Annotated in this window: 14 protein-coding genes; 8 read left to right on the top strand and 6 right to left on the bottom strand. The window is 75.1% G+C overall.

The window, feature by feature from the left end; translation table 11 throughout:
- Window positions 1–5 precede the first annotated feature (5 nt).
- The 4 genes from F8279_RS03275 to F8279_RS03290 are packed head-to-tail and all read right to left on the bottom strand — an operon-like array spanning window position 6 to window position 3,844.
- Window positions 6–608: a phosphatase PAP2 family protein gene (locus tag F8279_RS03275; protein WP_151499028.1), complete on the bottom strand. Its 603-nt coding sequence runs from the start codon at window positions 606–608 to the stop codon at window positions 6–8.
- A 22-nt stretch (window positions 609–630) separates the two neighbouring features.
- A complete protein-coding gene (locus F8279_RS03280; RefSeq protein ID WP_091427216.1) occupies window positions 631–1,497 on the bottom strand; it encodes a carbohydrate ABC transporter permease in 867 nt (288 codons plus the stop codon).
- Window positions 1,497–2,456: a carbohydrate ABC transporter permease gene (locus F8279_RS03285; RefSeq protein ID WP_091427214.1), complete on the bottom strand. Its 960-nt coding sequence runs from the start codon at window positions 2,454–2,456 to the stop codon at window positions 1,497–1,499. Before F8279_RS03285 ends, F8279_RS03280 begins: the two co-directional genes overlap by 1 nt.
- Entirely contained in the window at window positions 2,453–3,844 is a 1,392-nt protein-coding gene (locus tag F8279_RS03290; RefSeq protein ID WP_091427212.1) for an ABC transporter substrate-binding protein, read from the bottom strand. Before F8279_RS03290 ends, F8279_RS03285 begins: the two co-directional genes overlap by 4 nt.
- Window positions 3,845–3,965: 121 nt before the next feature.
- On the opposite strand from F8279_RS03290, the gene F8279_RS03295 reads away from it, so the two are divergent.
- The 3 genes from F8279_RS03295 to F8279_RS03305 are packed head-to-tail and all read left to right on the top strand — an operon-like array spanning window position 3,966 to window position 7,155.
- Window positions 3,966–5,003, top strand: coding sequence for a zinc-binding dehydrogenase (locus F8279_RS03295; protein ID WP_151499029.1), 1,038 nt, complete (start codon window positions 3,966–3,968; stop codon window positions 5,001–5,003).
- A complete protein-coding gene (locus F8279_RS03300) occupies window positions 5,003–5,821 on the top strand; it encodes a sugar phosphate isomerase/epimerase family protein (protein ID WP_151499030.1) in 819 nt (272 codons plus the stop codon). The genes F8279_RS03295 and F8279_RS03300 overlap by 1 nt, the downstream gene beginning before the upstream one ends.
- Window positions 5,818–7,155: a hypothetical protein gene (locus tag F8279_RS03305; protein ID WP_151499031.1), complete on the top strand. Its 1,338-nt coding sequence runs from the start codon at window positions 5,818–5,820 to the stop codon at window positions 7,153–7,155. The genes F8279_RS03300 and F8279_RS03305 overlap by 4 nt, the downstream gene beginning before the upstream one ends.
- A gap of 47 nt (window positions 7,156–7,202) precedes the next feature.
- On the opposite strand, the gene F8279_RS03310 is transcribed toward F8279_RS03305, so the two are convergent.
- Complete coding sequence (locus F8279_RS03310; RefSeq protein ID WP_151499032.1) at window positions 7,203–7,907, bottom strand: CBS domain-containing protein; 705 nt, start codon at window positions 7,905–7,907, stop codon at window positions 7,203–7,205.
- A gap of 95 nt (window positions 7,908–8,002) precedes the next feature.
- Entirely contained in the window at window positions 8,003–10,117 is a 2,115-nt protein-coding gene (locus tag F8279_RS03315; protein ID WP_151499033.1) for a molybdopterin-dependent oxidoreductase, read from the bottom strand.
- A gap of 146 nt (window positions 10,118–10,263) precedes the next feature.
- On the opposite strand from F8279_RS03315, the gene F8279_RS03320 reads away from it, so the two are divergent.
- The 5 genes from F8279_RS03320 (at window position 10,264) to F8279_RS03340 (ending at window position 23,354) form a co-directional block, all read left to right on the top strand.
- Window positions 10,264–10,656, top strand: coding sequence for a DUF2267 domain-containing protein (locus F8279_RS03320; RefSeq protein ID WP_151499034.1), 393 nt, complete (start codon window positions 10,264–10,266; stop codon window positions 10,654–10,656).
- Window positions 10,657–10,985: 329 nt separating this feature from the next.
- Window positions 10,986–14,447 (top strand): AMP-binding protein, encoded by a 3,462-nt coding sequence (locus tag F8279_RS03325; RefSeq protein ID WP_151499035.1) that lies wholly within the window; start codon window positions 10,986–10,988, stop codon window positions 14,445–14,447.
- The gene (locus tag F8279_RS03330; protein WP_151499036.1) at window positions 14,444–17,554 is read left to right on the top strand and encodes a thioesterase domain-containing protein; all 3,111 of its coding nucleotides are present in this window, start codon (window positions 14,444–14,446) and stop codon (window positions 17,552–17,554) included. Before F8279_RS03325 ends, F8279_RS03330 begins: the two co-directional genes overlap by 4 nt.
- On the top strand, window positions 17,551–19,857 hold the full coding sequence (locus tag F8279_RS03335) for a lantibiotic dehydratase (protein WP_091427192.1): 2,307 nt from the start codon (window positions 17,551–17,553) through the stop codon (window positions 19,855–19,857). The genes F8279_RS03330 and F8279_RS03335 overlap by 4 nt, the downstream gene beginning before the upstream one ends.
- Window positions 19,854–23,354, top strand: coding sequence for a non-ribosomal peptide synthetase (locus tag F8279_RS03340; RefSeq protein WP_151499037.1), 3,501 nt, complete (start codon window positions 19,854–19,856; stop codon window positions 23,352–23,354). The genes F8279_RS03335 and F8279_RS03340 overlap by 4 nt, the downstream gene beginning before the upstream one ends.
- The last annotated feature ends 28 nt before the right edge of the window (window positions 23,355–23,382 follow it).

Below are 23,382 nucleotides of genomic sequence, written 5' to 3' on the forward strand. Positions count from 1 at the left end.
GCGGGTCAGGCGAGCGCCAGGAACGTGCCGGCGGCGAGCGGCCCGCCCAGCGCGACACCGGCCAGCACCTGCGGCCAGGTGTGGTCACCGAGCCGTACCCGGGACCAGCCGACGGCCGCGACGAGCGCCCAGCCGACGTTCGCGGCCGGGCCGGCCAGCGGCACCAGCACGGCGACGGTCGCGGCGGCCACCGCCGCGTGGATGCTCAGCTTCCACCAGTGGTTCACCAGCGCGCAGGCCGCGCCGACCACGAAGACCACCACGATCACGGCGAACAGCTCGGCGGGCGCGCGTACCGCGGCCAGCAGCAGCAACCCGGCCGCCACCGAGGCCAGCCCGATCGACAGCGGCCGGGCCCGCTGCGTGCGGTCGCCGACGTGCCGGTCGGTGAGCCGCCCCCGGCGTACGCCGTGCACGAGCACGCCGATCGGGATGACGGCGCAGAACGTCAGCGCGATGCCGCCCCAGAGCACGAACTGACCCGCCGAGCGGCTGACCCGGGCGGCGGCGATCAGCGGCAGCGCCGTGACCAGGACGGTCGGGGCGAGCGCCTCGGTGAGCAGCCGGGCCGCCCGCGCACCGGCCCGGTCCTCCCGTGATGCTCGCACCCGATCATCCTGGCACGGACGCTCACCCCTTCTCGGCTCCGCTGGTGAGTCCCTCGGTGAGCAGGCGTTCCCCGGCGAAGAACAGCACCACGATCGGCAGCGTGAGGATGACCGAGCCGGCCATCAGCACGGTCTTGGGCACCTCGACGCCGTCGGCGAGCAGCGACAGCCCCAGCGACACGGTCCACCGGTCCGGCCGGTCGACCAGGAACAGCAGCGCGAACAGGTACTCGTTCCAGGCGATCATGAAGTCGTACAGCGCGACCGCCATCACCGACGGCGCGGCCAGCGGCAGGCTGACCCGGCGGATGATGCCGAGCCGGCCGGCGCCGTCGATCGCCGCGGACTCCTCCAGGCTGATCGGGATGGTCTCGAAGTAGTTCTTCAGCATGTAGACCGACACCGGCAGCGTCTGCGAGATGTAGACGAGCACCAGCCCGGTCAGCGACCCGCGCAGCCCGGCCCGGGTGAAGACCACGAACAGCGGGATCGCGATGACGATCGACGGGAACAGGTAGACCGCCAGGAACAGCGCGCTCACCTGCCGACGGCCGAAGAACCGCAGGCGGGACACCGCGTACGCGCCGGGAATGGCGATCACCAGGGTGAGCGCGGTGGCGGCCAGCGCCACCAGGCCGCTGTTGCGGATGAACGTGAGGAAGCCCTGGCCGCCGTCGGAGACGGACTTCAGCACCTCCGCGTACGTGGCGACGGTCAGCTCGCCGAACGGCACCCAGAGCGAGCCGGGTTCCAGCAGCAGGCGTTCGATCGGGCGTACCGACAGCACCAGCATGTACCAGAACGGCAGCAGCGTGACCACCAGGAACCCGGCGATCACCAGCCGGCGCAGCCAGCGCAGGCTGACCGTCTCGATCCGGTCCCGGTCCATCACGCCTCCCGTCGCGCGCCGAAGAAGCGCAGGTAGATCGCCACGAACACGAGCAGCACCACGGCCAGGACGACCGCCTGGGCGGCGGCCGCGCCGATGTCGGTACGGGCGGTGAGGAACTGGTAGACCCGGACGCTCACCACCTCGGTGCCGGCCGCGCCGCCGGTGAGCAAATAGACGTCGTCGAACTTGTTGAACGTCATGATGAACCGCAGCACGCCGATCAGCGCGATCACCGGCATGAGCTGCGGCAGCAGGATGTGCCGGAACCGCTGGGTGGGTGTCGCCCCGTCGACCCGGGCGGCCTCCTCCAGCTCACCGGGCACCGCCTGGAGCCGGGCCAGCAGGAACAGGAACGCGAACGGGAAGTAGCGCCACGCCTCGAACGCGATCACCGTCCACAGCGCGGTGGACTCCTGGGACAGGAACGGCACCGGCTGATCCCAGCCGAGGAAGCGCTTCCCCCAGTCGTTGACGATGCCGAGCTGGGGATCGAGCATGACCTGCCAGACGAACGTCATGGCGACCACCGGCGCCACGTACGGCAGCAGCATCGACGCGCGTACGAGAGTGCGGCCCCGGAACGGCCCGCGTACCGCGAGCGCCGCCGCGAGGCCCACCACTATCGAGCCGGCGGTGCCGCCGACGCTGTAGAGCACCGTGGTCCAGAGCGTGTCGGCGAACCCGGGCGTGTGCAGCACCCGGTCGATGTTGTCCAGGGTCAGCTCGCCGAACAGGCCGGTCTTGCGCAGTGTCGCCAGGCGTACCCGTTGGAAGGCCAGCACCACGGTCCAGACGATGGGTATGCCGATCACCGCGACCACGACGAGCAGGGTCGGGGTGACCAGCGCGAGCCCGGCGCGGGACTCGCGGCGGCGCAGGGTCAGCGGGCGTCGGCCGGGTCGGCGGGGTCGCTCCGGTGCGGGGGAGCGGCCGGCCTCCGGCGCGGTGGTGGTCAATTGACGCCCTTGGCTATCGCCTCGACGTCCTTGCGGGCGCGTTCGGCGGCGGCGCGGGCGTCGGACTTGCCGCCGACGACGTCGGCGAGCGCCTTGGGTACGGGCAGCTCACCGAGGATCGCGCCGACGAGCTTGCCCTGGTTCTCGGTCAGGCCCCAGCGCTGGAACGTGTCCGGACTCTTCCGGAGCGTGGCGAGCACGTCCTCGCCGTAGACCTCCGACAGCGGCTTCTTGGTGTCCACGCCGGCCGGGCTGGTGTTCCAGGCGGTCCGGAACTTCTGCTTGTCCTCCGGAGTGCCGGTGCGCACCGGGAAGCGCCCCTCGGGGGACATGCCGAACCAGCGCGGGTAGCCGTCGGAGAGCATGTACTCCACGAACGACTTCGCCGGGTCGGCCGCGCCGTCGAGCACGGCCCAGGAGCTGACCTCGCCGTACTGGGCCGGTTCGGTGCCGTTCGGGCCCTTGATCGCGGTGACGAAGCCGCTGTTCTTGGCGAGCCAGGCCGGGTCGGACTGGCACTGCGGGCAGGTCGGCCGCGCGTCGGCGCGCAGCCCGGCCAGCTCGTCGAGGATGAACGGCGACCAGATCAGCATGGCCGCCTTGCCGGCGAAGTAGGTGGCCCGGGTGGTGTCGACATCCTGGGCGCCCTTGACCGAGTTGTTGCGCATCAGGTCGCCGTAGAAGCGGAACGCCTCGACGCACTCGGGGGAGTCGAGCGTGACCTTGCCGGAGTCGTCGGTGAGCCGGCAGTTGTTCGCCAGCGCCAGGTGCTCGAACGTCTGCTGGGTGAACACGTCGCCGGGGGAGGTGGCCGCGGTGATGCCGGCGACGCCGCCGGTGTTCAGCTTCGCCGCCGCGGCGGCGATCTTCTCGTACGTGTCGGGCACCGGCAGGCCGGCGGCGTCGAACAGGTCCTTGCGGTAGACCAGCAGCTGGCCCCACCCGTCGCTCGGCACGGCGAGCTGCTTGCCGCCGTCGCCGGTGAGTTCCAGCGCGCGGGGCGTGAACGTGTCCCGGCCGAGCCGGTCGACGACGGCGGCGTTGGCGTCGGCGTCGAGGAGTTCGTTCGCGGACAGCGTGCGCACCCCGGCCAGGGAGACCGAGCCGACCACGTCGGGCAGGTCACCGGCGGCGGCGCTGGAGGCGATCAGGGACGGGAACTGGTCCTCGTTGACGGTGACCAGGTTGACCTTGACGCCGGTCTTGGCGGTGTAGTCGGCGATGATCGCCTTGGTGGCGGCGACGCGGTCCGCCACGTCTTCCAGACTCCAGACGGTGATCTGCGAACTGTCGGATTTCTGCCCGTCGTCGCTGCATGCGGCCATGCCGGTCCCGGCCAGTGCCAGGATCAGGCTGATTGCGAGCCGCCGCGTGGAGGGTGATGACATCGGTGGCACTCCTCTCGAAAGAGCACGGCCTGTCGCTAATACCCATCGATTCATCAATCTAATCAGATATGCCCATTTTTTGGGTTAGAATCGAGGTCGGCACTTCTCTCGGAGCGACGCCATGAGCAACTGGGTTGTCTCTCTGGCCGGGCCCCGGCACGTACGCCTGGAGCCCTGCCCCACGGACCGGCTCGGTCCGGGCCAGGTCCGCGTCCGCACCCGCTACTCGGGCATCTCCGCCGGCACCGAGCTGACGCTCTACCGGGGCAGCAATCCGCGCCTGCGCAAGGACTGGGACGCCGGCTCCCGCATGTTCGTGCCCCGCCAGGCCGCGCCCGCGTACCCGGTGGTGGGTTTCGGCTACGAGGAGGTCGGCGAGATCGTCGAGGTCGCCCCCGACGTCGCCGACCATCGAGCCGGCCAGCTCGTCTGGGGCATCTGGGGGCACCGCGCCGAAGCGGTGCTCCCCGCGACGGCGGCGCATCCGCTGCCACCCGGCCTCGACCCGCTCGCCGCCGTGTTCGCCCGGCCCGGCGCCATCGCGCTGACCGCCGTGCTCGCCGGTGACCTGCACCTGGGCGACTGGGTGGGCGTGTTCGGGCAGGGCGTGATCGGGCTGCTCGGCACGCGCCTGGCCGCGCTCTCCGGCGCCCGTGTGGTGGCCGTCGACCGGATGCCCGGCCGGCTCGCGTACGCCACCCGGCTCGGCGCCCGCCGGGTGGTCGACGTCGCCGTCGAGTCGCCCGCCGCCGCGCTGCGGGCCGCCACCGACGGCCGGGGCGCCGACGTCTGCCTGGAGCTGTCCGGGTCGTACCCGGCGCTGCACGAGGCGATCCGGGCCACCGCGCACGCCGGCCGCGTCGTCGCCGCCGGCTTCTACCAGGGGTACGCCCACGGGCTGGAACTCGGCGAGGAGTTCCACCACAACCGGATCCAGCTCGTGGCCGCCCAGGTCTCCGGGCCGGACCCGGCACCCGGCACGGCCGGCCGGTGGTCCGGGACGCGGATCGCACGCACCTTCATGGACCTGGTGGCCGAGGGCAGCGTGGACCCGCTGCCGCTGGTGAGCCACGTCGTCGACGCGGGCGCGGTGGCCGACGCCCTGACGTTGCTCGACCGCGGTGACGGTGACGTCCTCCAAGTGGTGCTGAGGTTCTGATGGACATTCCGCTTGCCTGCCAGGAACAACTGCTTCCCGGCGCCGACCTGACCCGGAAGTACGCCCTCGCCGTCTCCCTCGGCTACCAGGGCGTCGAGCTGCGCGGACGGGGAGACCTCGCCCTGGCCCGGCGGCTGCCGGAACTGCGCCGCGCCCGCGCCGCCGGAGTGGTGATGCCGACCGTCTGCGTCGAGATGGACCACTTCATCGGCGACTTCGACCCGGACCGCTCCCGCGACGCGGTGGACAACCTGCGCTCCCAGCTCTCGGTGATCGCCGAGCTGGGCGGCGTCGGCGCGATGACCCCGGCGGCGTGGGGCATGTTCTCCCGCCGGCTGCCGCCGTTCGAGCCGCCCCGGTCACCCGACGGCGACCGGCAGGTGCTCGTCGACGCCCTGGGCACGCTGGGCGAGCACGCCCGGGCCGAGGGGGTCACCGTGTTCCTGGAACCGCTCAACCGGTACGAGGACCACATGGTCAACCGGCTCGACCAGGCGGTCGAGCTGTGCCGCGCGGTCGGGTCACCGGCGGTCCGGGTGGCCGCCGACACCTACCACATGAACATCGAGGAGGACGACCCGCACGCCGCGCTGCGCGCCGCCGCGCCGTACCTCGGGCACGTGCAGGTCAGCGACTCCAACCGGCACCAGCCCGGCGCCGGGCACCTGGACTGGGGCGCGCTGCTGGCCACACTCGACACGATCGGCTACACCGGCTGGCTGGCGCTGGAGTGCCGGCTGCGCGGCGAGCCGGTCGCCGCGCTGCGCCAGGCCGCCACCGCGCTGGCCCAGGCTCGTCCCCGGCGGGCCGCCGCATGACGCTGACCACCGGGGTACGCGCCGACGCCGACCGGCACGCCCGGCTGCGCCGCCTCGCGCTGGCCACCCTGGACGCCAACTGGGAACACGACCACACGGTGCCGTCGCGCACGCTCTACCCGCACCAGTGGAGCTGGGACTCGGCGTTCATCGCGATCGGCCTGGCCCACGTACGCCCCGACCGGGCCTGGCGGGAGCTGCGCACGCTGTTCGCCGCGCAGTGGGTCGACGGGCGGGTGCCGCACATCGTGTTCAACCCGGCCTCGCGCGCCGGGCCGTACTTCCCCGGGCCGCAGTTCTGGGACTCGGCGCGCGCCGACGGAGCACCGACCCGGGCCACCTCCGGGATCGTCCAGCCGCCGGTGCACGCCCCGGCCGCCTGGCTGGTGCACCGCCGCGCGCCCGGCGAGGCGTCGGTGGCCGCGCTGCGCTGGCTCTACCCGAGGCTCGTCGCGCAGCAGCGCTACCTGACCGGGCGACGCGACGCCGGGGGCGGCGGGCTGGCGTCGATCGTGCACCCGTGGGAGTCCGGTCTGGACAACAGCCCCGCCTGGGACGCGCCGCTGGCCGCGGTGCCGGCCGACGAGGCGGTGATGCGCGCGTACCGCCGGCACGACACCGCGCACGCCGACGCGGCGCAGCGCCCCACCGACCTGGACTACGCGCGCTACGTCGCGCTGGTGGAGAGCTACCGGGCCGGCCGCTACCGGGACGAGGGACTGCTCGGGCGGCACCCGTTCCTGGTGGAGTGCCCACTGGTGAACGCCGCGCTCGGCGTCTCCGAGTACGCGCTGGCCCGCATCGCCACCGTCATCGGCGCCGACCCGGGACCGCACCGCGACCGGGGCACCCGGATCACCGAGGCGCTCGTCACCCGGCTCTGGGATCCGGTGACCGGCACGTTCCGTCCCCGCGACGTCCGCGCGGACCGGCTCGTGCCGTCCCGGACCGTGCTCGGGCTGATGCCGCTGGCGCTGCCGGAGCTGCCCGCGGCGCAGGTGTCCGCGCTGCTGGCCGAGGCGTGTTCGCCGCGCTTCGGGCTGGCCGCCCGGATGGACCGGCCGCTGCCCACGTACGACCGCACCGCGCCGGACTTCGAGCCGCTGCGCTACTGGCGCGGCCCGAGCTGGATCAACACCGGCTGGCTGCTCTGGCAGGGCCTGCGTACCCACCGCCGCGCCGACCTGGCCACCGGGCTGCGCGAGTCGCTGCTCGACCTGGTCGACCGGGCCGGCTGCCACGAGTACTTCCACCCGGACACCGGCACCGGACTCGGTTCACCTGCGTTCAGCTGGACCGCCGCGCTGGTGCTGGACGCGCTCGCCCAGGAGTGACACCGGTGGACGCCGGGTACGCCGGCGCCCACCGGGCCCGTCCGGGCTCAGGCAACTCCGGCCGGGGTGCCGCCGCCGATACGCAGGGCCGCCATCGGCGCGTCGTCGGTCGCGTAGCCGAGCGCGTCGACCACCTCGACCACGCCGCTGACCTGCCGGGTCAGGCGCACCGCGAGCTGCGCGGTGGACCGGCGCTCCACCTGGCCGGTGAGCGTCACCACGCCCCTGTCGACTGTCACGTCCACCACGCCGTCGCGGACGCCGAGGCTGCGCCACAGCACCTCCTCGACCACGTCGCGCCGGATGCCGGCGTCCGGACGCAGGTGCACCTTGAGCAGGTCGCCGCGGGTGACGATGCCGACCAGCCGGCCGAGGTCGTTCACCACCGGCAGGCGTTTCACGCCGCGCGCGTCCATCAGCCGGGCCGCCTCGACGATCGTCGCGTCCGGCGTGACGGTGACCGCGGGAGCGGTCATCAGATCGGCGGCGAGCGTCGCGCCGGCCTTCGCCCGCGCCTCACGGCGGTGCCGGTCCGGCAGGATCCGCCGCTCCCGGGGCTGGCCCAGGAACTCCACCTTGTACATCAGGTCCGCCTCGGACACCACGCCCAGCACCCGGCGGGTCTCGTCCACCACCGGCGCCGCCGTGACGTGTCGTTCGGTCAGCACGTCGACGATCTCCCGGTACGCCGTGCCCTCCCGTACCGACGCCACGTCCCTGGTCATCACGTCCTGCACCTGCCACGTACGCATGGCGAACCTCCCTGTTGTCCGCCTCCGACGCTAGGCGGCGGAGCAGGGCCGGAGCAGGGGCGCAAAGACCAGGTGAGGGGGCCGGAGGTCCCGAATCACCCGGCCGCGACGGGCTCGGCGACCTCGTCGAGGGGCGGCTCGGCGGTCAGCAGGCCGGCCGGCACCGGCTCGACCTCCACCCGGCAGTCGTGGAACGTGGGCGCCTCGCCCAGGTCGGTGTCCCGGACGCCGGTGACCGCGTTGACGGTGGACCGCCCCGGGCTGCGCCGCGCCCAGTACGCCTTGTACGTGAACGCCAGGCCCGGACGGGCCGCCTCGTCGACGGCCACCGCGGCGAGGAACGCGCCCCTGTCGTTGTGCACGCGTACCGCGTCGCCGTCGGCGAGACCGCGTGCCGCCGCGTCGGCCGGGTGCAGGTGCACCCGGGGCGGCCCGGCGCGGCGGGTGTGCCACGGCAGCGAGGCGAACGTGGAGTTCATCAGGTAGCGGTTGGCCGGGGTGAGCAGCGTCAGCGGGAACCGGCGGGCAAGTTCCGCGTCGGCCGCCTCGGCCGGTGGTGTGTATCCGGGCAGCGGGTCCACCCCGAGCGCGGCCAGCGCCGGGTCGTGCAGCCGGGCCCGCCCGTCGGCCGTCGGGAAACCGCCCTCGGCGTACGGCGCGGAACCCACCGGCACGCCGGTGAGCCGGGCGTACGTGCGCTCGCGCAGCTCCTCGTACGTGATCGGGGCGCCGGCCAGCAACTGCCGGGCCAGGTCCTCGTCGCTGTCCCGGAACGCGGGGTGGTCGATCCCGAGCGCGGCGGCGATCCGCCGGAAGATCTCGGTGTTCGGCAGCGCCTCGCCGGGCGCGCGGGTCACCGGCAGGTTCAGCGTCGTGTAGTGGTGCCCGTAGGACGTCTGGAGGTCCAGGTGCTCGGGCTGCATCGTCGCGGGGAGCACCACGTCGGCGTAGTCGCAGGTGTCGGTCCAGCGCTGCTCCAGCACGACTGTGAACAGGTCGGCGCGGCCGAGCCCGGTCAGCAGCCGGGCCTGGTCCGGGGCGGTCGCCGCCGGGTTGGCGTCGAACACCACGAGCGAGGTGACCGGCGGGTCGGCCTCCCCGGTGAGCACGGCGGCCAGCCGGCTCATGTTCAGCGACCGGGCCGCCGGGGCGGGCATGCCGGCCGGCCGGATCACCGGGCCGTTGTCCACCGGGTGGTGACCGCTGGTGGTCACCAGCGCCCCGCCGCCGGGGTACCGGAAGTCGCCGGTGACCAGCGGCAGCGCGCAGATGGCCCGGATCGCCTGCCCGGCGCCGTGGTGCCGTTGCAGACCCAGCCCGACCCGTACCGCTGTCGGGCGGGTGGTGGCGATCCGGTCGCCGAGGCGGCGTACCGTCTCGACCGGCAGGCCGCACTCGGCCGCGGCCCGCTGCACCGGCCAGTCGTCGAGCCGGGCGGCCAGCTCCGGCCAGCCGGTGGTGTGCGCGGCCAGCCACGCCTCGTCGGCCGCCCCGGCGTCGCGGACGTGCCGCATCAGCCCGAGCGCGAGCGCCGCGTCGGTGCCGGGCAGCGGCGCGACGTGCTCGTCGCTGCGGGCCGCCGTGTCGGTACGCAGCGGGTCGATCGTCACCACGTACGCCCCGCGCTCGCGGGCCTGCTGCACGAACGGCCACAGGTGCAGGTTGGTGACGAGCGGGTTGGCGCCCCAGAGGACGACCAGTTTCGCCTCGACGATCGACTCCGGCTCGAAGCCGACCGAGGCGCCGTAGAGCGAGCGCAGCGCCGCCCGCGCCGCCGCCGTGCAGATGGTGGTGTCCAGCCGGGACGCGCCCAGGTGGGCGAAGAGCCGGGGCCCCATGCTCCAGCCCTGGACCAGGCCCATGGTGCCGGCGAAGTAGTAGGGCAGCACCGACTCCGGGCCGTCCCGTTCGATGCTCGTCCGCAGCCCGGCGGCCACCCGGTCGAGGGCCTCGTCCCAGCCCGCCGGCCGGTACGCGACCCGGCCGGCGCCCTTCGGGCCGGTGCGGACCCAGGGCGTGGTGAGCCGGTCCGGTCCGTTGACCGCGTCCAGGTAGCGGTTCACCTTGCCGCAGAGCGCGCCCCTGGTGAACGGGTGGTCGCGGTCGCCGCGCAGCGCGACCGCCCGGCCGTCGTCGACGGTGAGCTGCCAGACGCAGGTGTCCGGGCAGTCCAGGGGGCAGGCGCCGGGGTGGGTGGTGACGGGTCCCATGCGCGGATGCTACCGACGCGACCGGCCACTGCCCTCCGGCTTTTTCCGCCTCCCGGTGGGTGGGGCGTTTGACCGGCGTGGGTGCGGGTACCCGCCGGGGCCGACCGCGTGGCGTGGTGCCCGCCGGCGGCGAGGGGAGGGGTGGGATGCGGTTCCCCCTGTTCGTCGAGGCGGTGGCGCGGCGGGCCGAGTTGCCCACTGATGAGGCCGCGACCGTCTCCCGTGCGGTGTTGCAGACCCTCGCCGACCGGATCATCGCGGACGAGGCGACGGATCTGGCCGCGCAGTTGCCGGACGACGTGGGCGGCTATCTGGAGCCTGGCGGCACGGCCACCACCGGTGGCGCGGTGGACTTCCTGTACCGCGTGGCCGAACGCGCGGCGGTGGACCCAGCGGTCGCCGAGGTGGGCGCCGTGGCGGTGCTCGCCACGTTGCGCGACACGGTGACGGTGGGGGAGTTCCACGACCTCGTCGCGCAGCTCCCGAAGGGCTTCGACGCCATGGTGGACCCCATTCCGCGCCCGCCGTACGATGTCTGAGCAGGCTCCCCGCGAACCGGGTCGAGCTGCGGCACCGAGGCCGTCTGCGGCGAAGATTCCACGGCCTGGAAGTATTTTCACCGTAAAATAACTCGTGGGTGGCCACGTACGCTGAAAATCGTCTACGCGCTAGAGGGATGATCGGACGATTTCCTCCGTCCGAGGTTCCAAGGTGCCGTCCCCTCTTCGGCTCAAGCCTCATCGCCGCTCTTCCGGCGCAGGGATCGAGCCATATTCTGCTTCCAATGTGAAGTCCTGGGGGGGATCAATGATCACATTCGTCGATTGCTGCCTGCCTGCCCTCTGTGGAGCGCAACCCGCTTCCTGACATGGCAGAGACGATGATCATCAATCGTTTCGGCGCGATCTCGGCGGTACACGGCGGACGTCCGGCACTGCTCGGTGAGACCTACGAGGTCACCTACACCGAGCTGGCCGGGGCGGCCGGCGGGCACGCTGCCGTGTTCGCCGCCGCGGGCCTGCGCGCCGGAGACCGGATCGCGCTGCTCACCGCGCACGGTGCGCCCACCGTGGCGGCGCTGCTCGGCGCCCTCGCCGCCGGGTGCGCGTACGTGCCGCTGGACCCGGGCTTCCCGGTCACCCGGCTGCGCCACATGGTCGACGCCGCCGGCGTCACCGCCGTGGCCTGCGCCGCCGAGCACCGCGACCTGGCGTCCACGCTGGCCGGTGAGCGCCCGGTCGTCGCGCTGGACGAGGTGCCGCCGGCCCCGCTGCACCCGGTCGCGGCCGACCCGGACGCGCCGGCGTACGTGCTGTTCACCTCCGGCTCCACCGGCGTGCCCAAGGCGGTCGGGCAGACCCACCGCAACCTCGCCCACGTCGTCGGCAACCAGATCGCCGCGCTCGGCGTCGGCCCGGACGACCGGCTCAGCCTGCTCGCGTCGTTCAGCTTCGACGCCGCCATCCCCGACCTCTACCCGGCGCTGCTCACCGGCGCCGCCGTCGTCCCGGTCGACCTGCGCCGCCAGGGACTCGCGCACGCCGTCGACCAGCTCGACCGGCACCGCGCCACGGTGCTGCACTGCACGCCCACCGTCTACCGCTTCCTGCTCGACACGCTCGGCTCGCGCCGGCTGCCCACCGTGCGGGCGGTGCTGCTCGGCGGCGAGCAGGCCACCTGGGCCGACGCGGCCCGCGGCCGGGACCGGTTCGCCCCCGACTGCGTGCTCGTCAACGGCTACGGCGCCACCGAGATGACGTTCGCCGCCCGGCACGTGCAGCGGCTGTCCGAGGTGGACCCGGACGCCCGCGGGCCGCTGCCGGTGGGCGTCGCGTTCCCCGGCTACCGGCTTGACCTCGCACCGGACACCGGCGAGATCGTGGTCCGCAGCCGCCACCTCGCTCCCGGGTACCTCAACCAGGACAGCGACCGGTTCGGCGCCGACGCCGACGGGGTGCCGTCGTACCGCACCGGTGACCTGGGCCGGCTGCTGCCCGGCGGGGAGCTGGTCTGCCTCGGCCGGCTCGACCGGCAGGTCAAGGTGCGTGGGCACCGGGTCGAGCTGACCGAGATCGAGGCCGTGCTGTCCGCCCAGCCCGGCGTCGCGGGCGTCCGCGCCGTCGTCCGCGACGGCGAACTGCTCGCGTACGTCCGGCCGTCCAGCGCCCGCCCGGACCCGGTGGCGCTGCGCGCGGCGCTGGCCGCCGTGCTGCCCGGCTACGCGGTGCCCCGCGCGGTGGTGGTGGTCGACGAGTTCCCGCTCACCGTCACCGGCAAGGTCGACGAGCGGGCGCTGCCCGACCCGGTCACCGAGGTGCCGGCCGAGGAGGCCCCGGCCACCGAGACCGAGCGCGCCGTGCACGACATCTGGTGCGCGGTGCTGGGCCGCGACGCGGTCGCCCGCACCGCCAGCTTCTTCGACGTGGGCGGGCAGTCGCTGCTGCTGGGCCAGGTGCAGCAGCGCCTCGCCGAGCGGTTCGGCGTGCGGCTGCCGATGCTGCGCCTGTTCGACCACCCGAGCGTCGCCGCCCAGGCGGCGCTGCTGGACGCCCCGCCCGAGGCGGTTCGCGCCCCGGTGCTGCCCGCCCCGGCCGCGCCGGTCCGCGCCGCCCGCGAGTACACCGGCGACGAGATCGCCGTGGTCGGCGTCGCCGGGCGGTTCCCCGGGGCACCCGACGTGGCCACGTTCTGGTGGAACCTGTGCACCGGCGTCGACTCGGTGCACGACCACACCGACGAGGAGCTGGCCGCGCTCGGCGTCGGCCCCGGCCTGCGCGCCGACCCCCGGCACGTGCGCGCCACCGGCCGGCTCGACGGGGTGGCCGACTTCGACGCCGAGTTCTTCGGCTTCGGCGCCGACGAGGCGGCCCGTACCGACCCGCAGCACCGGTTGTTCCTGGAGACCGCCTGGGAGGCGCTGGAGGACGCCGGGCACGACCCGGCACGCTTCCCCGGCCTGGTCGGCGTCTACGCCGCCACCTCGGCCAACCGCTACTTCCTGTTCCACCTGATGGACAACCCGGCGGTGGTCGGCGACGTCGACCCGGACGACTGGGAGGCCCGGCTCGTCGGCCGCCAGTCCACCGATCACCTGCCCGGTCAGGTGGCCTACCGGCTCGGCCTGACCGGCCCGGCGATGGCCGTGCAGAGCGCCTGCTCCAGCTCGCTCGTCGCGGTCTGCGTGGCCGCGCAGAGTCTCGCCGACTACCAGTGCGACCTGGCGCTGGCCGGCGGCTCCACGGTGATGTGGCCCCGGCACCGCTCGGGCGGGCTCGCCTCGCCCGACGGCCGGTGCCGCGCCTTCGACGAGGCCGCCGCCGGCTCCGGCTTCGGTTCCGGCGCGGGCGTGGTGGCGTTGCGCCGGCTCGCCGACGCGCAGGCCGACGGCGACCGCATCTACGCGATCCTGCCGGGCTGGGCGGTCACAAACGACGGCCCGGACCGGGCCGGCTTCGCCGTGCCCGGTCCGGCCGGACAGGCCGCCGCCGTCGCGACCGCGCTGGCCACCGCCGAGGTCGCACCCGGCGAGGTCCGCTTCGTCGAGGGCCACGGCAGCGGTACGCCGCTCGGCGACGCCATCGAGGTCGCCGCGCTGCACGAGGTGTACGCGGGCGCCGCGCCCGCCGACTCCACAGCGCTCGGCTCGGTGAAGACGAACATCGGTCACCTCGACGCCGCCGCCGGCATCGCCGGGCTGATCAAGACGGTGCTGGCCGTCCGGCACTCGGTGATCCCGCCGAACCTGCACTTCACCCGCCCGCACCCGGAGATCGACCTGGCCGCCGGACCCTTCTACGTGCCCACCAAGGCGCGGGACTGGCCGGACGACGCACGCCGGGTCGCCGGGGTGAGCGCGTTCGGCCTGGGCGGCACCAACGCACACGTCGTGGTGGAACAGCCGCCGCCCGCCGAGCCGGCCGACCCGCCCGGCGAGGGGCCGTGGCTGCTGCCGGTCTCCGCGCGTACCCCGGCGGCGCTGCGGTCCGCGCTGGAACGCCTGCGGACCCACCTGACCGGGGCCGCCCCGGCGCTGCCCGACGTGGCCGCCACGCTGGCGCTGGGCCGGCGGGCGTTCGCCCACCGGGCGGCGGTGGTCGCCGCCGACCTGCCGGGCGCGTTGTCCGCGCTGGACGTACTGCTGGACACCGACGTGCGCATCGCCGGTGACGGTGGCCCGTTGCGCGAGACGGCCGCCGATTGGGTCGCCGGGCGCGACGTCGACTGGCACGCGTTGCACCCCGAGGGCACGGTCCGGCGCACCGGACTGCCCACCTACCCGTTCCAGCGCCGCCGGCACTGGATCGACCCCGTGCAGAAAGGTCCGCGGTGAACTGGTTCGTCTCCGCCGGAAGCCGACCCGAGGCGCCGGTGCGTTTGTTCTGCCTGCCCTACGCCGGAGCGGGCGCCAGCGCGTTCCGGCGCTGGGCGGCCGAGTTCGGCGCCGGCGTCGACGTGGTGCCGGTGCAACTGCCCGGCCGGGAGAACCGGATCACCGAGGACCCGCGCTTCAGCGTCGCCGACGTGGCCGACGCCGTCGCCTCCCGCGCCGACCGCCCGTACGCGATCTACGGCCACTCGATGGGCGGACGGCTCGGCTTCGACGTGGTCCGCGAGCTGCGGCGTACCGGCCGCCCGCTGCCACTGCGGCTCTACGTCGGCGGCGCCCGCGCCCCGCATGCCGACGGGCCCGGCCCGTTCGACGGGCTGTCCCGGGCGAGCGACGAGGAGCTGCTGCGCCGCCTCGGCGACGGCGGCGGCCTTCCCGCCGACCTGCTCGACCACCCCGAGCTGGTGGAACTGCTGCTGCCGCTGCTGCGCGCCGACTTCGACCGGGTCGACAGCTACCGCCACGTGCCGGGCGAGCCGCTGCCGGTGCCGATCGTCGTGTTCGCCGGCCGTGGCGACCGGGCGGTCAGCCGGGAGCAGAGCGCGGCCTGGGCCGAGCACACCGCCGCCGGGTTCACCCTGCACGAACTGGACGGCGGGCACTTCTTCCTGCACGACCGGCTGCCCGAACTGGCCGCGCTGATCCGGGCCGACCTGACCGCCGCGTCCACGAACACCCGCGCCGGCACGCCGGACGCGGGTCCGGACCCGGTGCGCGCCGCCGGTCGCGGGACCGCCGGCGCCGCGCACCGGGTCCCCCTGGGCGACACCGGCTGGTCGGTGTGGCGCGACGCGGTGCTGCGGACCACCGGCTTCCCGGCCGACGGGCTGGATCTGTTCACCGCGCCCCGGGCCGCCGCGGCGGCCGACGAGCTGCTCGCCACCGGCGCCGGTGAGGACCAGTTCGACAAGGAGTTCGAGGAGGCGCTGCGCGCCGGGGCGCGGCGGCTCACCGACCTGGCCGCCGACCCGCTGCTGCGCGAGGCGGTCACCTGGCAGAACCGGGGCGCGCTCGTCGCGTTCGACGGCCTGGTGCGCGGCGGCGCCGACGCGGCCCGCAACGTGCGCCGCCGCGACCGGGAACGGGCACTGCTGAAGTACTGGCAGCGCTACTGCGGAAAGAACGAGACGGTCGGCTTCTTCGGCCCCGGCTGCTGGGTCACAGTCGATCCGGCGCACCCGGAAGTTGCCCGGGTCAACCCAGGCGACGGGTTGACCCGGCGGCGCCGGGTGTGGTTCGAGTCGTGGGCGCTGTCCGCGTACGCCGAACGGATCGGCGCGGACCTGACGGTGCGACGGTGGTGGCCGCCGATGCTCCGGGCCCACCTGGCCGTCCGGGACCGGGACGTGCTGCGGCCCGGCCGCCCGCCGCTGACGCTGACCCCGGTCGAGGCGGCGCTGCTGCGCGCCGCCGACGGCCGGCGTCCCGCCGCCGATCTGGTCGCCGACCCGGCGATCGGGCTGCGCCGCCCCGAGGACGGCTACGCGCTGCTCGACCGGCTGGTCGAGCGGGAACTGATCACCTGGGACGCCGGCCTGCCGGTGAGCCCGGACGTCGAGCGGGTGCTCGCCGAGCGGATCGACGCGATCGGCGACGAGCCGGCCCGCGCCGCCGCCCGTGCCGGGTTCGACCGGCTGCGCGCCGCCCGCGACGTGGTGGCCGCCGCGGCAGGTGACGCGGACGGGCTGCGCACCGCCCTGGACACCCTGGACGCCACGTTCACCGAGCTGACCGGCGTGCCGGCGGCACGCCGGGCGGGACAGATGTACGCCGGGCGGACGGTCTGCTACGAGGACAGCGCCCGGGACCTGGACGTGGTGTTCGGCGCGCCGCTGCTGGCCGAGCTGGCCGCCCCGCTGGACGTGCTGCTGCGCGCCGCCCGCTGGCTGGCCAACGCGCTCGCCCGCGCCTACCTGGACGTGCTGCGCGGCCTGTACGAGGAGCTGCGCGCCGATTCCGGCGCCCCGGTGCCGCTGGCCGACCTGTGGTTCCTGGCCCAGGGCATGTTCTGGGGCGACGGGGAACGGCCGGTCGACGCCGTCGCGGCGGACTTCGCGGCCCGCTGGGCCGGGCTGTTCGGCCTGGACGCGCTGCCCGCCGGCACCACCGACGTACGGCTGCGCGCGGCCGACCTCGCCGGCCGCGTCGACGCGGTGTTCCCCGGCGACGGCCCGGAGTGGTCCAACGCCGCCGTGCACAGCCCCGACCTGCAGATCTGCGCCACCGACGCGGACGCGCTGCGGCGCGGCGACTACACGGTGGTGCTCGGTGAGCTGCACGCCGCCTGGTCGTCCTTCGACTGCGCCGTGTTCACCCTGGCGCACCCGGACGTGGAACGGCTGCGCGACGCGCTCGCCGCGGACCTCGGTCAGCGGCGGGTCCGGCTGCTGTTCCCGGCCGACTGGCCCCGGCGGACCAGCCGTACCGCCGAGTCGCTGACCGGCCCGACCGACCGGCACCTGGCGTTCCTCGACGCCCCGGGCGCCGACCCGGCCCGCGTGCTGCCCACCGTCGACCTGGTCGTCGACGAGGTGGACGGCGAGCTGGTCGCCACCGCCCCGGACGGGCAGCGCTGGCCGCTCGTCGAGGTCTTCGCCCAGCCGCTCAGCGCGCACGCCGTGGACGGCTTCAAGCTGGTCGCCGCCGCGCCGTACACGCCCCGGATCACGGTGGACCGGCTGGTGCTGGCCCGGCAGACGTGGCGGACCACTGTCGGCGAGAGCGGCCTGGCCACCGCCACCGGCGAGCGGAACCGGTTCCTCGCCGTCCGGGACTGGCGCCGCCGGCTCGGCCTGCCCGAGCAGGTGTACGTCAAGCTCGGCACCGAGACCAAGCCGTGCTTCGTGGACCTGGCCGCGCCCGGGTTCGCGGTCATGCTCTGCGCGATGGTGCGCGCCGCCTGGGTCCACGGCGGCGACGACGTGTCGTTCACGGTCAGCGAGATGCTGCCCACGCCGCAGCAGGCGTGGGTGCCCGACGGCGTGGGCCGCCGCTACTTCAGCGAGCTGCGCCTGCACATCACCGACGCCCGGCGGGAGGACCACCGGTGAGCCACCTGCTGCCCCTGGGCGACACCGGCTGGTCGGTGTGGCGGGACGTGGTCCTGCGTACCGCCGGTTTCCCGGCCGCCGGGCTGGACCGGTTCGCCGCGCCGGACTGCGCCGCCGCCGCGGACGCGCTGCTCGCCGGCGACACCGGCACCGAGGTGTTCGACAAGGCGCTGGCCGAGGCGTTCGCCGAGTCCTCGGCGGTGGCCGGCGAGCTGGCCGCCGACCCGCTGCTGCGCGAGGCGGTGACCTGGCAGAACCCGGACATGCTCATCGCGCTGGACGGGCTGCTGCGCACCGACCCGCAGGTCCGCAACGTCCGCCGGCGCAAGCGCGAGCTGAGCCTGCTGCGCTACTGGCAGCGCTACTGCGGCAAGGCCGAGACCATCGGCTTCTTCGGCCCGGTCTGCTGGGGCACGTTCGACACCACCCGGCCCGGCGTGCACGCCGGGCCCGGTGACGCGCTGGTGCACCGGCGGCGGGTCTACTTCGAGGCCTGGGCGCTCATCGCGTACGCCGACCGGCTCGCCGACGACCTCGCGGTGCGCCGCTGGTGGGCGCCCGCCCTGCAACCGCACCTGACCGTCACCGGCCGGGAACTGCGCTGGCCGCTGCACCCGCCGATCGCGCTCACCCCGGTCGAGGCGCTGGTGCTCGGCGCCTGTGACGGGCGTACGCCCGCGGTGGAGCTGGCGGAGCGGCTGTGCGGCGCCGGCGAGGTGCACAGCGCCGACGACGTCTACCTGCTGCTGGACCGCTGGGTCGAGCGCGGCCAGGTCAACTGGGGCGCCAACCTGCCGATCGCGCCGGACGCCGAACGGGTGCTCGCCGCGCGGATCGCCGCGATCGGCGACGAGCCGGTCCGCGCCGCGACGGCGGCCGAGTTCGGCCGGCTGCGCGCCGCCCGCGACGAGGTGGCCGCCGCGGCCGGCGACCCGGACCGGCTCGGCGCCGCGCTCGCCGCGCTCAACGCCGGGTTCACCGCCGTCACCGGCCGCCCGGCCACCCGGCACAGCGGACAGATGTACGCCGGCCGCACCGTCTGCTACGAGGAGACCGCCCGCGACCTGGAGTTCCGGATCGGGTCGGCGGTCATCGACGCGCTCGCCGAGCCGATGGCGGTGGTGCTGCGTACCGCCCGGTGGTTCACAGGCGAGGTGGCCGCGCGCTGCGGCGACCTCTTCACCGAGCTGCACGAGGAACTGGCCGCCGATGGCGAACCGGTGCGGCTGGCCGACCTGTGGCTGCTGGCCCAGGGCACGCTCGTCGCCCCGGACGGCCCGATCGGCCGGGCCGGCGCCACGCTCACCGCACGCTGGGCCGAACTGTTCGGCCTGGCCGACCTGCCCGAGGGGCAGGCGGAACTGCGGCTGCGCGCCGCCGAACTGACCGACCGGGCCCGGGAGCTGTTCCCGGCGACGCGGCCCGGCTGGCCGTCGGCCCGGCTGCACAACCCGGACGTGCAGCTCAGCGCCGCCTCGCCGGAGGCCGTCGAGCGGGGCGACTTCCTGCTGGTGCTCGGTGAACTGCACCCGGCCTCGGTCGCGTTCGACAGCGCGGTGCTCAGCCCGTTCCACCCGGACCCGGCCGCGCTGCGCGCCGACCTCGACGCCGACCTGGGCCCGGTCCGGCTGCGGGTGCTCTGGCCGGACAGCTTCCCCCGCCGCACCACCCGCACCACGTACGCGCTGACCGGCCCCGCGGACCGCCAGCTCGGCATCGACACCGCGCACGGCGCCGACGTCGACCGGCTGGTCCCGGCCACCACGGTGCTCGTGGAGCGCACCGGCGACACGCTCACCGCCGTCTTTCCCGACGGTGCCCGCTGGCCGCTGATGGAGGTGTTCGCCACGCTGCTCGGCTCGCTGCTGCTGGACGCGTTCAAGCTGCTCGGCGCCGCCGCGTACACGCCCCGCATCACCATCGACCGGCTGGTCGTGGCCCGGCGCACCTGGCGCACCACGGCCGGGGCGTGCGGGCTGGGCGGCCACTCCGACGAGACCGCCCGCTACCTGGCGGTACGCCGCTGGCGCGCCGAGACGGGCCTGCCCGAGCGGGTCTTCGTCAAGGTCGGCACCGAGATCAAACCCTGCTACGTGGACCTGACCGGCCCGCTGTACGCGCAGTCGCTGTGCGCGATGGTCGACGCCGCGCTGCGTACCGGGCCGGACGTGCCGGTGGTGGTCTCCGAACTTCTGCCCGCACCCACCGAGGCCTGGGTGCCCGACGCCCGGGGCCGCGGCTACGTCAGCGAACTGCGCCTCCAGATCACCGACCCGGCCGAGCACCTTGGAGCACTCCGGTGACCGACACCCTGACCGTCAGCGCCGTCCACGGCCCGGACCTGCTCTGGCCGGACGCCACCCTGGCCGACCTGATCACCGCGCAGGCGGCCCGCACCCCGGACGCGGTGGCGGTGCGCCAGTGGGACACCCGGCTCACCTATCGGCAGCTCGTCGACCGGGCCGCCGGGGTGGCCGCCGCGCTGCGCGAGCACGGCGCCGGCCGGGGCGACCGGGTCGGCGTGTGCGGCGCGCGTACCCCCGACCTGGTGGTCGCTGTGGTCGGCGTGCTGCTCGCCGGCGCCGCGTACGTGCCGCTGGAGCCGGGCGGCCCCCGTGCCCGGCTGCGCGGGATCGCCCGCGACGCGGGCGTGCGGGTGGTGGTCGGTGACGGCGCGGCGGCCGAGTTCGGCGACGAGCCCGGTGTGACGGCGCTCCGCCTGCCCGGCCCGGCCCTGCTCGCACCCTGCCCGGCCCGCCCCGGCGACCCGGCGTACGTGCTGTTCACCTCCGGCTCCACCGGCCGCCCGAAGGGCGTGCTGACCACCCACCGCAACGCGGTCGAGTTCGTCACCGGCGTCAGCGCGCTGACCGGCGCCGACGCCTCGGTACGCAGCCTCGGCATCGCCTCACTCGGCTTCGACGCGGCCACCATGGACCTGTTCGTGCCGCTTACGCTCGGCGGCGCGGTGCAGCTGCTGGGCGCCGACGACCGGGCCGACCCGGTACGGCTGGCCCGGTTCGTCGCCGAGCACGAGGTGACCTGGGGCTTCATCACCCCGACCGTGCTGGCGCTGCTGGACCCAGCCGGGTTCCCGTCGTGGCGGGTGCTGCTCTGCGGCGGCGAGGCGGTCCCGGCCGAGCTGGCCGCCCGCTGGGCGCCGGGCCGGCGGTTCCTCAACGGCTACGGCCCGACCGAGACCACAGTGCTGGCGGTCACCTGCGACCTCACCCCGGCCGACACCGACCCGATGCCGATCGGCCGGCCGCTGCCCAACCACCGGGCGTACGTGGTCGACGCCGACCTGCGTCCGGTGCCGGCGGGGGAGACCGGCGAGCTGCTGATCGGCGGGCCGGGACTGGCCGACGGCTACCTGAACCGGCCCGGCCTGACCGCCGAGCGGTTCGTGCCCGACCCGTTCGGCGACGTCCCCGGCGAGCGGCTCTACCGCACCGGCGACCTGGTCCGGCAGGGCCCGGACGGCCGGATCGTCTACCTCGGCCGCGCCGACCGGCAGGTGAAGGTACGCGGCCAGCGCATCGAGCTGGGCGAGATCGAGGCCGTGCTCGCCGCCTGCCCGGGCGTCGAGCGCGTCGCGGTGGAGGCGGTACCCGGCCCGGCCGGCGCCGAGCTGGTCGCGTTCCTCACCCCGGCCGGCGCCCCGGACGACGACGGGCTGCGGGCGTACGCGGCGTCGCGGCTGACCACCGCGATGCTGCCGGCCCGGACGGTGCGGCTGGACGCGCTGCCGGTCAGCGCGACCACCGGCAAGCTGGACCGGCCGGCGCTGCGCGAGCTGGCCGCCGCGACCCCGGCCACGGTGGACGACGTACCGGCTGACGACGACCGGGTGACCGGGGCGGTCCGGCGGATCTGGACGCGGCTGCTCGGCACGGCGCCCGCCCCGGACAGCGACTTCCTCGCCGCCGGTGGCAACTCCGTCGCCGCGATGCGGCTGGTCGCCGCGCTGCGCGCCGAGCTGGGCCGGCAGGTGGACACGCGGGTGCTGTTCGCCGACCGCACGTTCGCCGCGCTCGTGGACCGGGTCCGTGCCGCCGACCCCGCCGACGCCGACGGGCTGACCACCGGCAATCCGCCGACGCTGTCCCCGCCGCAGCGGCGGCTGTGGTTCATGGACCAGCTCGCCCCGTCCAGCGCGCCGTACAACATCGCCGTCGCGCACCGGCTGCGCGGGCCGCTGGACGTCACCGCGCTCGGCGCCGCGCTGCGGGCCGTCGCCGAACGGCACGACGTGCTGCGCTGGCGCATCCCGTGCAACGGCGGCGTGCCGTACGCGGTCCGCGAGGAACCCACCGACGTGGCGGTGCCGGTGGTCGACCTGACCGGCGCCGCCGACCCGGACGGCGAGCTGGCCGGCATGCTCGCGGCCGGCGCCGGGCACGCGTTCGACCTGGCCACCGGCCCGCCCTGGCAGGTGACCGTGTACCGGCTCGCCGAGGAGCACGTGCTCGCGGTGACGCTGCACCACGCGGTCTTCGACGGCTGGTCCGAGGCGCTGCTCTACGACGAGCTGGCGCTCGCGTACGCCCGCGCGCTCGGCCGGTCCGTGCCGGGCCGCCCGCCGCTACCCGCCACGTACGCCGACTACGCGGTGTGGCGCGCCGGCCGGGACCGGCGCCGGGGCGAGACCGACCTGGCCTGGTGGACCGCGCACCTGGCCGGCGCGCCCACGGTGCTGGACCTGCCCCGCGACCGTCCCCGCCCGGCCGTGCAGACGTACGCCGGCGCGGAGGCAGCGGTACGGCTGGACGAGCCCGCCGACCGGGCCGTACGCGACCTGGCCACCCGGCGCGGCACCACTGTCGCGGCGGTGCTGCTGGCCGCGTTCGGCGAACTGCTGCGCCGCGTCACCGGCAACGACGAGCACGTGCTCGGCGCGATCGTCGCCGACCGGCGGATGGCCGCGTTCGACGAGGTGATCGGGTTCTTCATCGACACCGTGCCGGTGCGGGTCCGCTCCGGCGGCGCGAGCTTCGCCGAGCAGGTCGACCGGGCCGCCGCCGAGCTGCACGACGTCACCGCCCACCCGGGCGCGCCACTGGAACGCATCGTCGAGGCGCTCGGCGTGGGCCGGGACACCTCCCGGGCCCCGCTGGTGCAGGTGCTGTTCAACGTGCTCAACTTCGTCGCGCCCCGGCTGGCGCTGACCGGCCTGGCCGCCGAGCCGGTGCCGGTGCCCAAGCCCGGGTCGCCGTTCGACCTGACCGTCTACGTGGTGGAGCGCGACGGGCGGGCCGGCGTCGAGGTGGTGCACAACCCGGACCTGTTCACCGGCGAGCGGATCACCGCGCTCCTGGCCGACCTGGCCGACCTGGTGGGCGCGCTCGCCGCCGACCCGGACGCGCCGGCCGCCGAGGTCGCGCCCGAGCTGCCCCGCCCGGCGGTACGGGTCGCGGCGCTCGGCGCGATGAGCGTCGCCACTGCCGAACCGGCCCGCGCGCCGCTGCCCGCCGGCTCGGACGCGCTCACCGCGACCGAGGAGCTGATCGCCGGGATCTGGCGGGACGTGCTCGGCCGCGACGCGGTGGGCGTGAGCGACAACTTCTTCGACATCGGTGGCCACTCGATGGCCCTGGCCGCCGTGCACGCCCGGCTCACCGAGGCCACCGGCCGCTCGATCACCATGCTCGACCTGTTCCGCCACCCGACCGTGCGGGCGCTCGCCGCCAGCCTCGACGGGGCCGCCGACCGGCCGGAACTGGCCCGCGCCGCGATGCGCGCCGCCGCCCGGCGGGGCCGCGCCCGCCGTACCCCGCCACCTCGCCGACCTCACCCGTGACGCGATCCCTTGTGAATGAAGGAACCCC

This window comes from Micromonospora sp. AMSO1212t (assembly GCF_008868145.1).
GTDB lineage: Bacteria > Actinomycetota > Actinomycetes > Mycobacteriales > Micromonosporaceae > Micromonospora > Micromonospora tulbaghiae.

What these genes read in the sequence shown, in the direction of transcription:
- F8279_RS03315 (WP_151499033.1), bottom strand. Translation starts at nt 10,117, where the DNA reads ATGGGACCCGTCACCACCCACCCCGGCGCCTGCCCCCTGGACTGCCCG.
- F8279_RS03325 (WP_151499035.1), top strand. Translation starts at nt 10,986, where the DNA reads ATGGCAGAGACGATGATCATCAATCGTTTCGGCGCGATCTCGGCGGTA.
- F8279_RS03290 (WP_091427212.1), bottom strand. Translation starts at nt 3,844, where the DNA reads ATGTCATCACCCTCCACGCGGCGGCTCGCAATCAGCCTGATCCTGGCA.
- F8279_RS03280 (WP_091427216.1), bottom strand. Translation starts at nt 1,497, where the DNA reads ATGGACCGGGACCGGATCGAGACGGTCAGCCTGCGCTGGCTGCGCCGG.
- F8279_RS03310 (WP_151499032.1), bottom strand. Translation starts at nt 7,907, where the DNA reads ATGCGTACGTGGCAGGTGCAGGACGTGATGACCAGGGACGTGGCGTCG.
- F8279_RS03295 (WP_151499029.1), top strand. Translation starts at nt 3,966, where the DNA reads ATGAGCAACTGGGTTGTCTCTCTGGCCGGGCCCCGGCACGTACGCCTG.
- F8279_RS03305 (WP_151499031.1), top strand. Translation starts at nt 5,818, where the DNA reads ATGACGCTGACCACCGGGGTACGCGCCGACGCCGACCGGCACGCCCGG.
- F8279_RS03300 (WP_151499030.1), top strand. Translation starts at nt 5,003, where the DNA reads ATGGACATTCCGCTTGCCTGCCAGGAACAACTGCTTCCCGGCGCCGAC.
- F8279_RS03320 (WP_151499034.1), top strand. Translation starts at nt 10,264, where the DNA reads ATGCGGTTCCCCCTGTTCGTCGAGGCGGTGGCGCGGCGGGCCGAGTTG.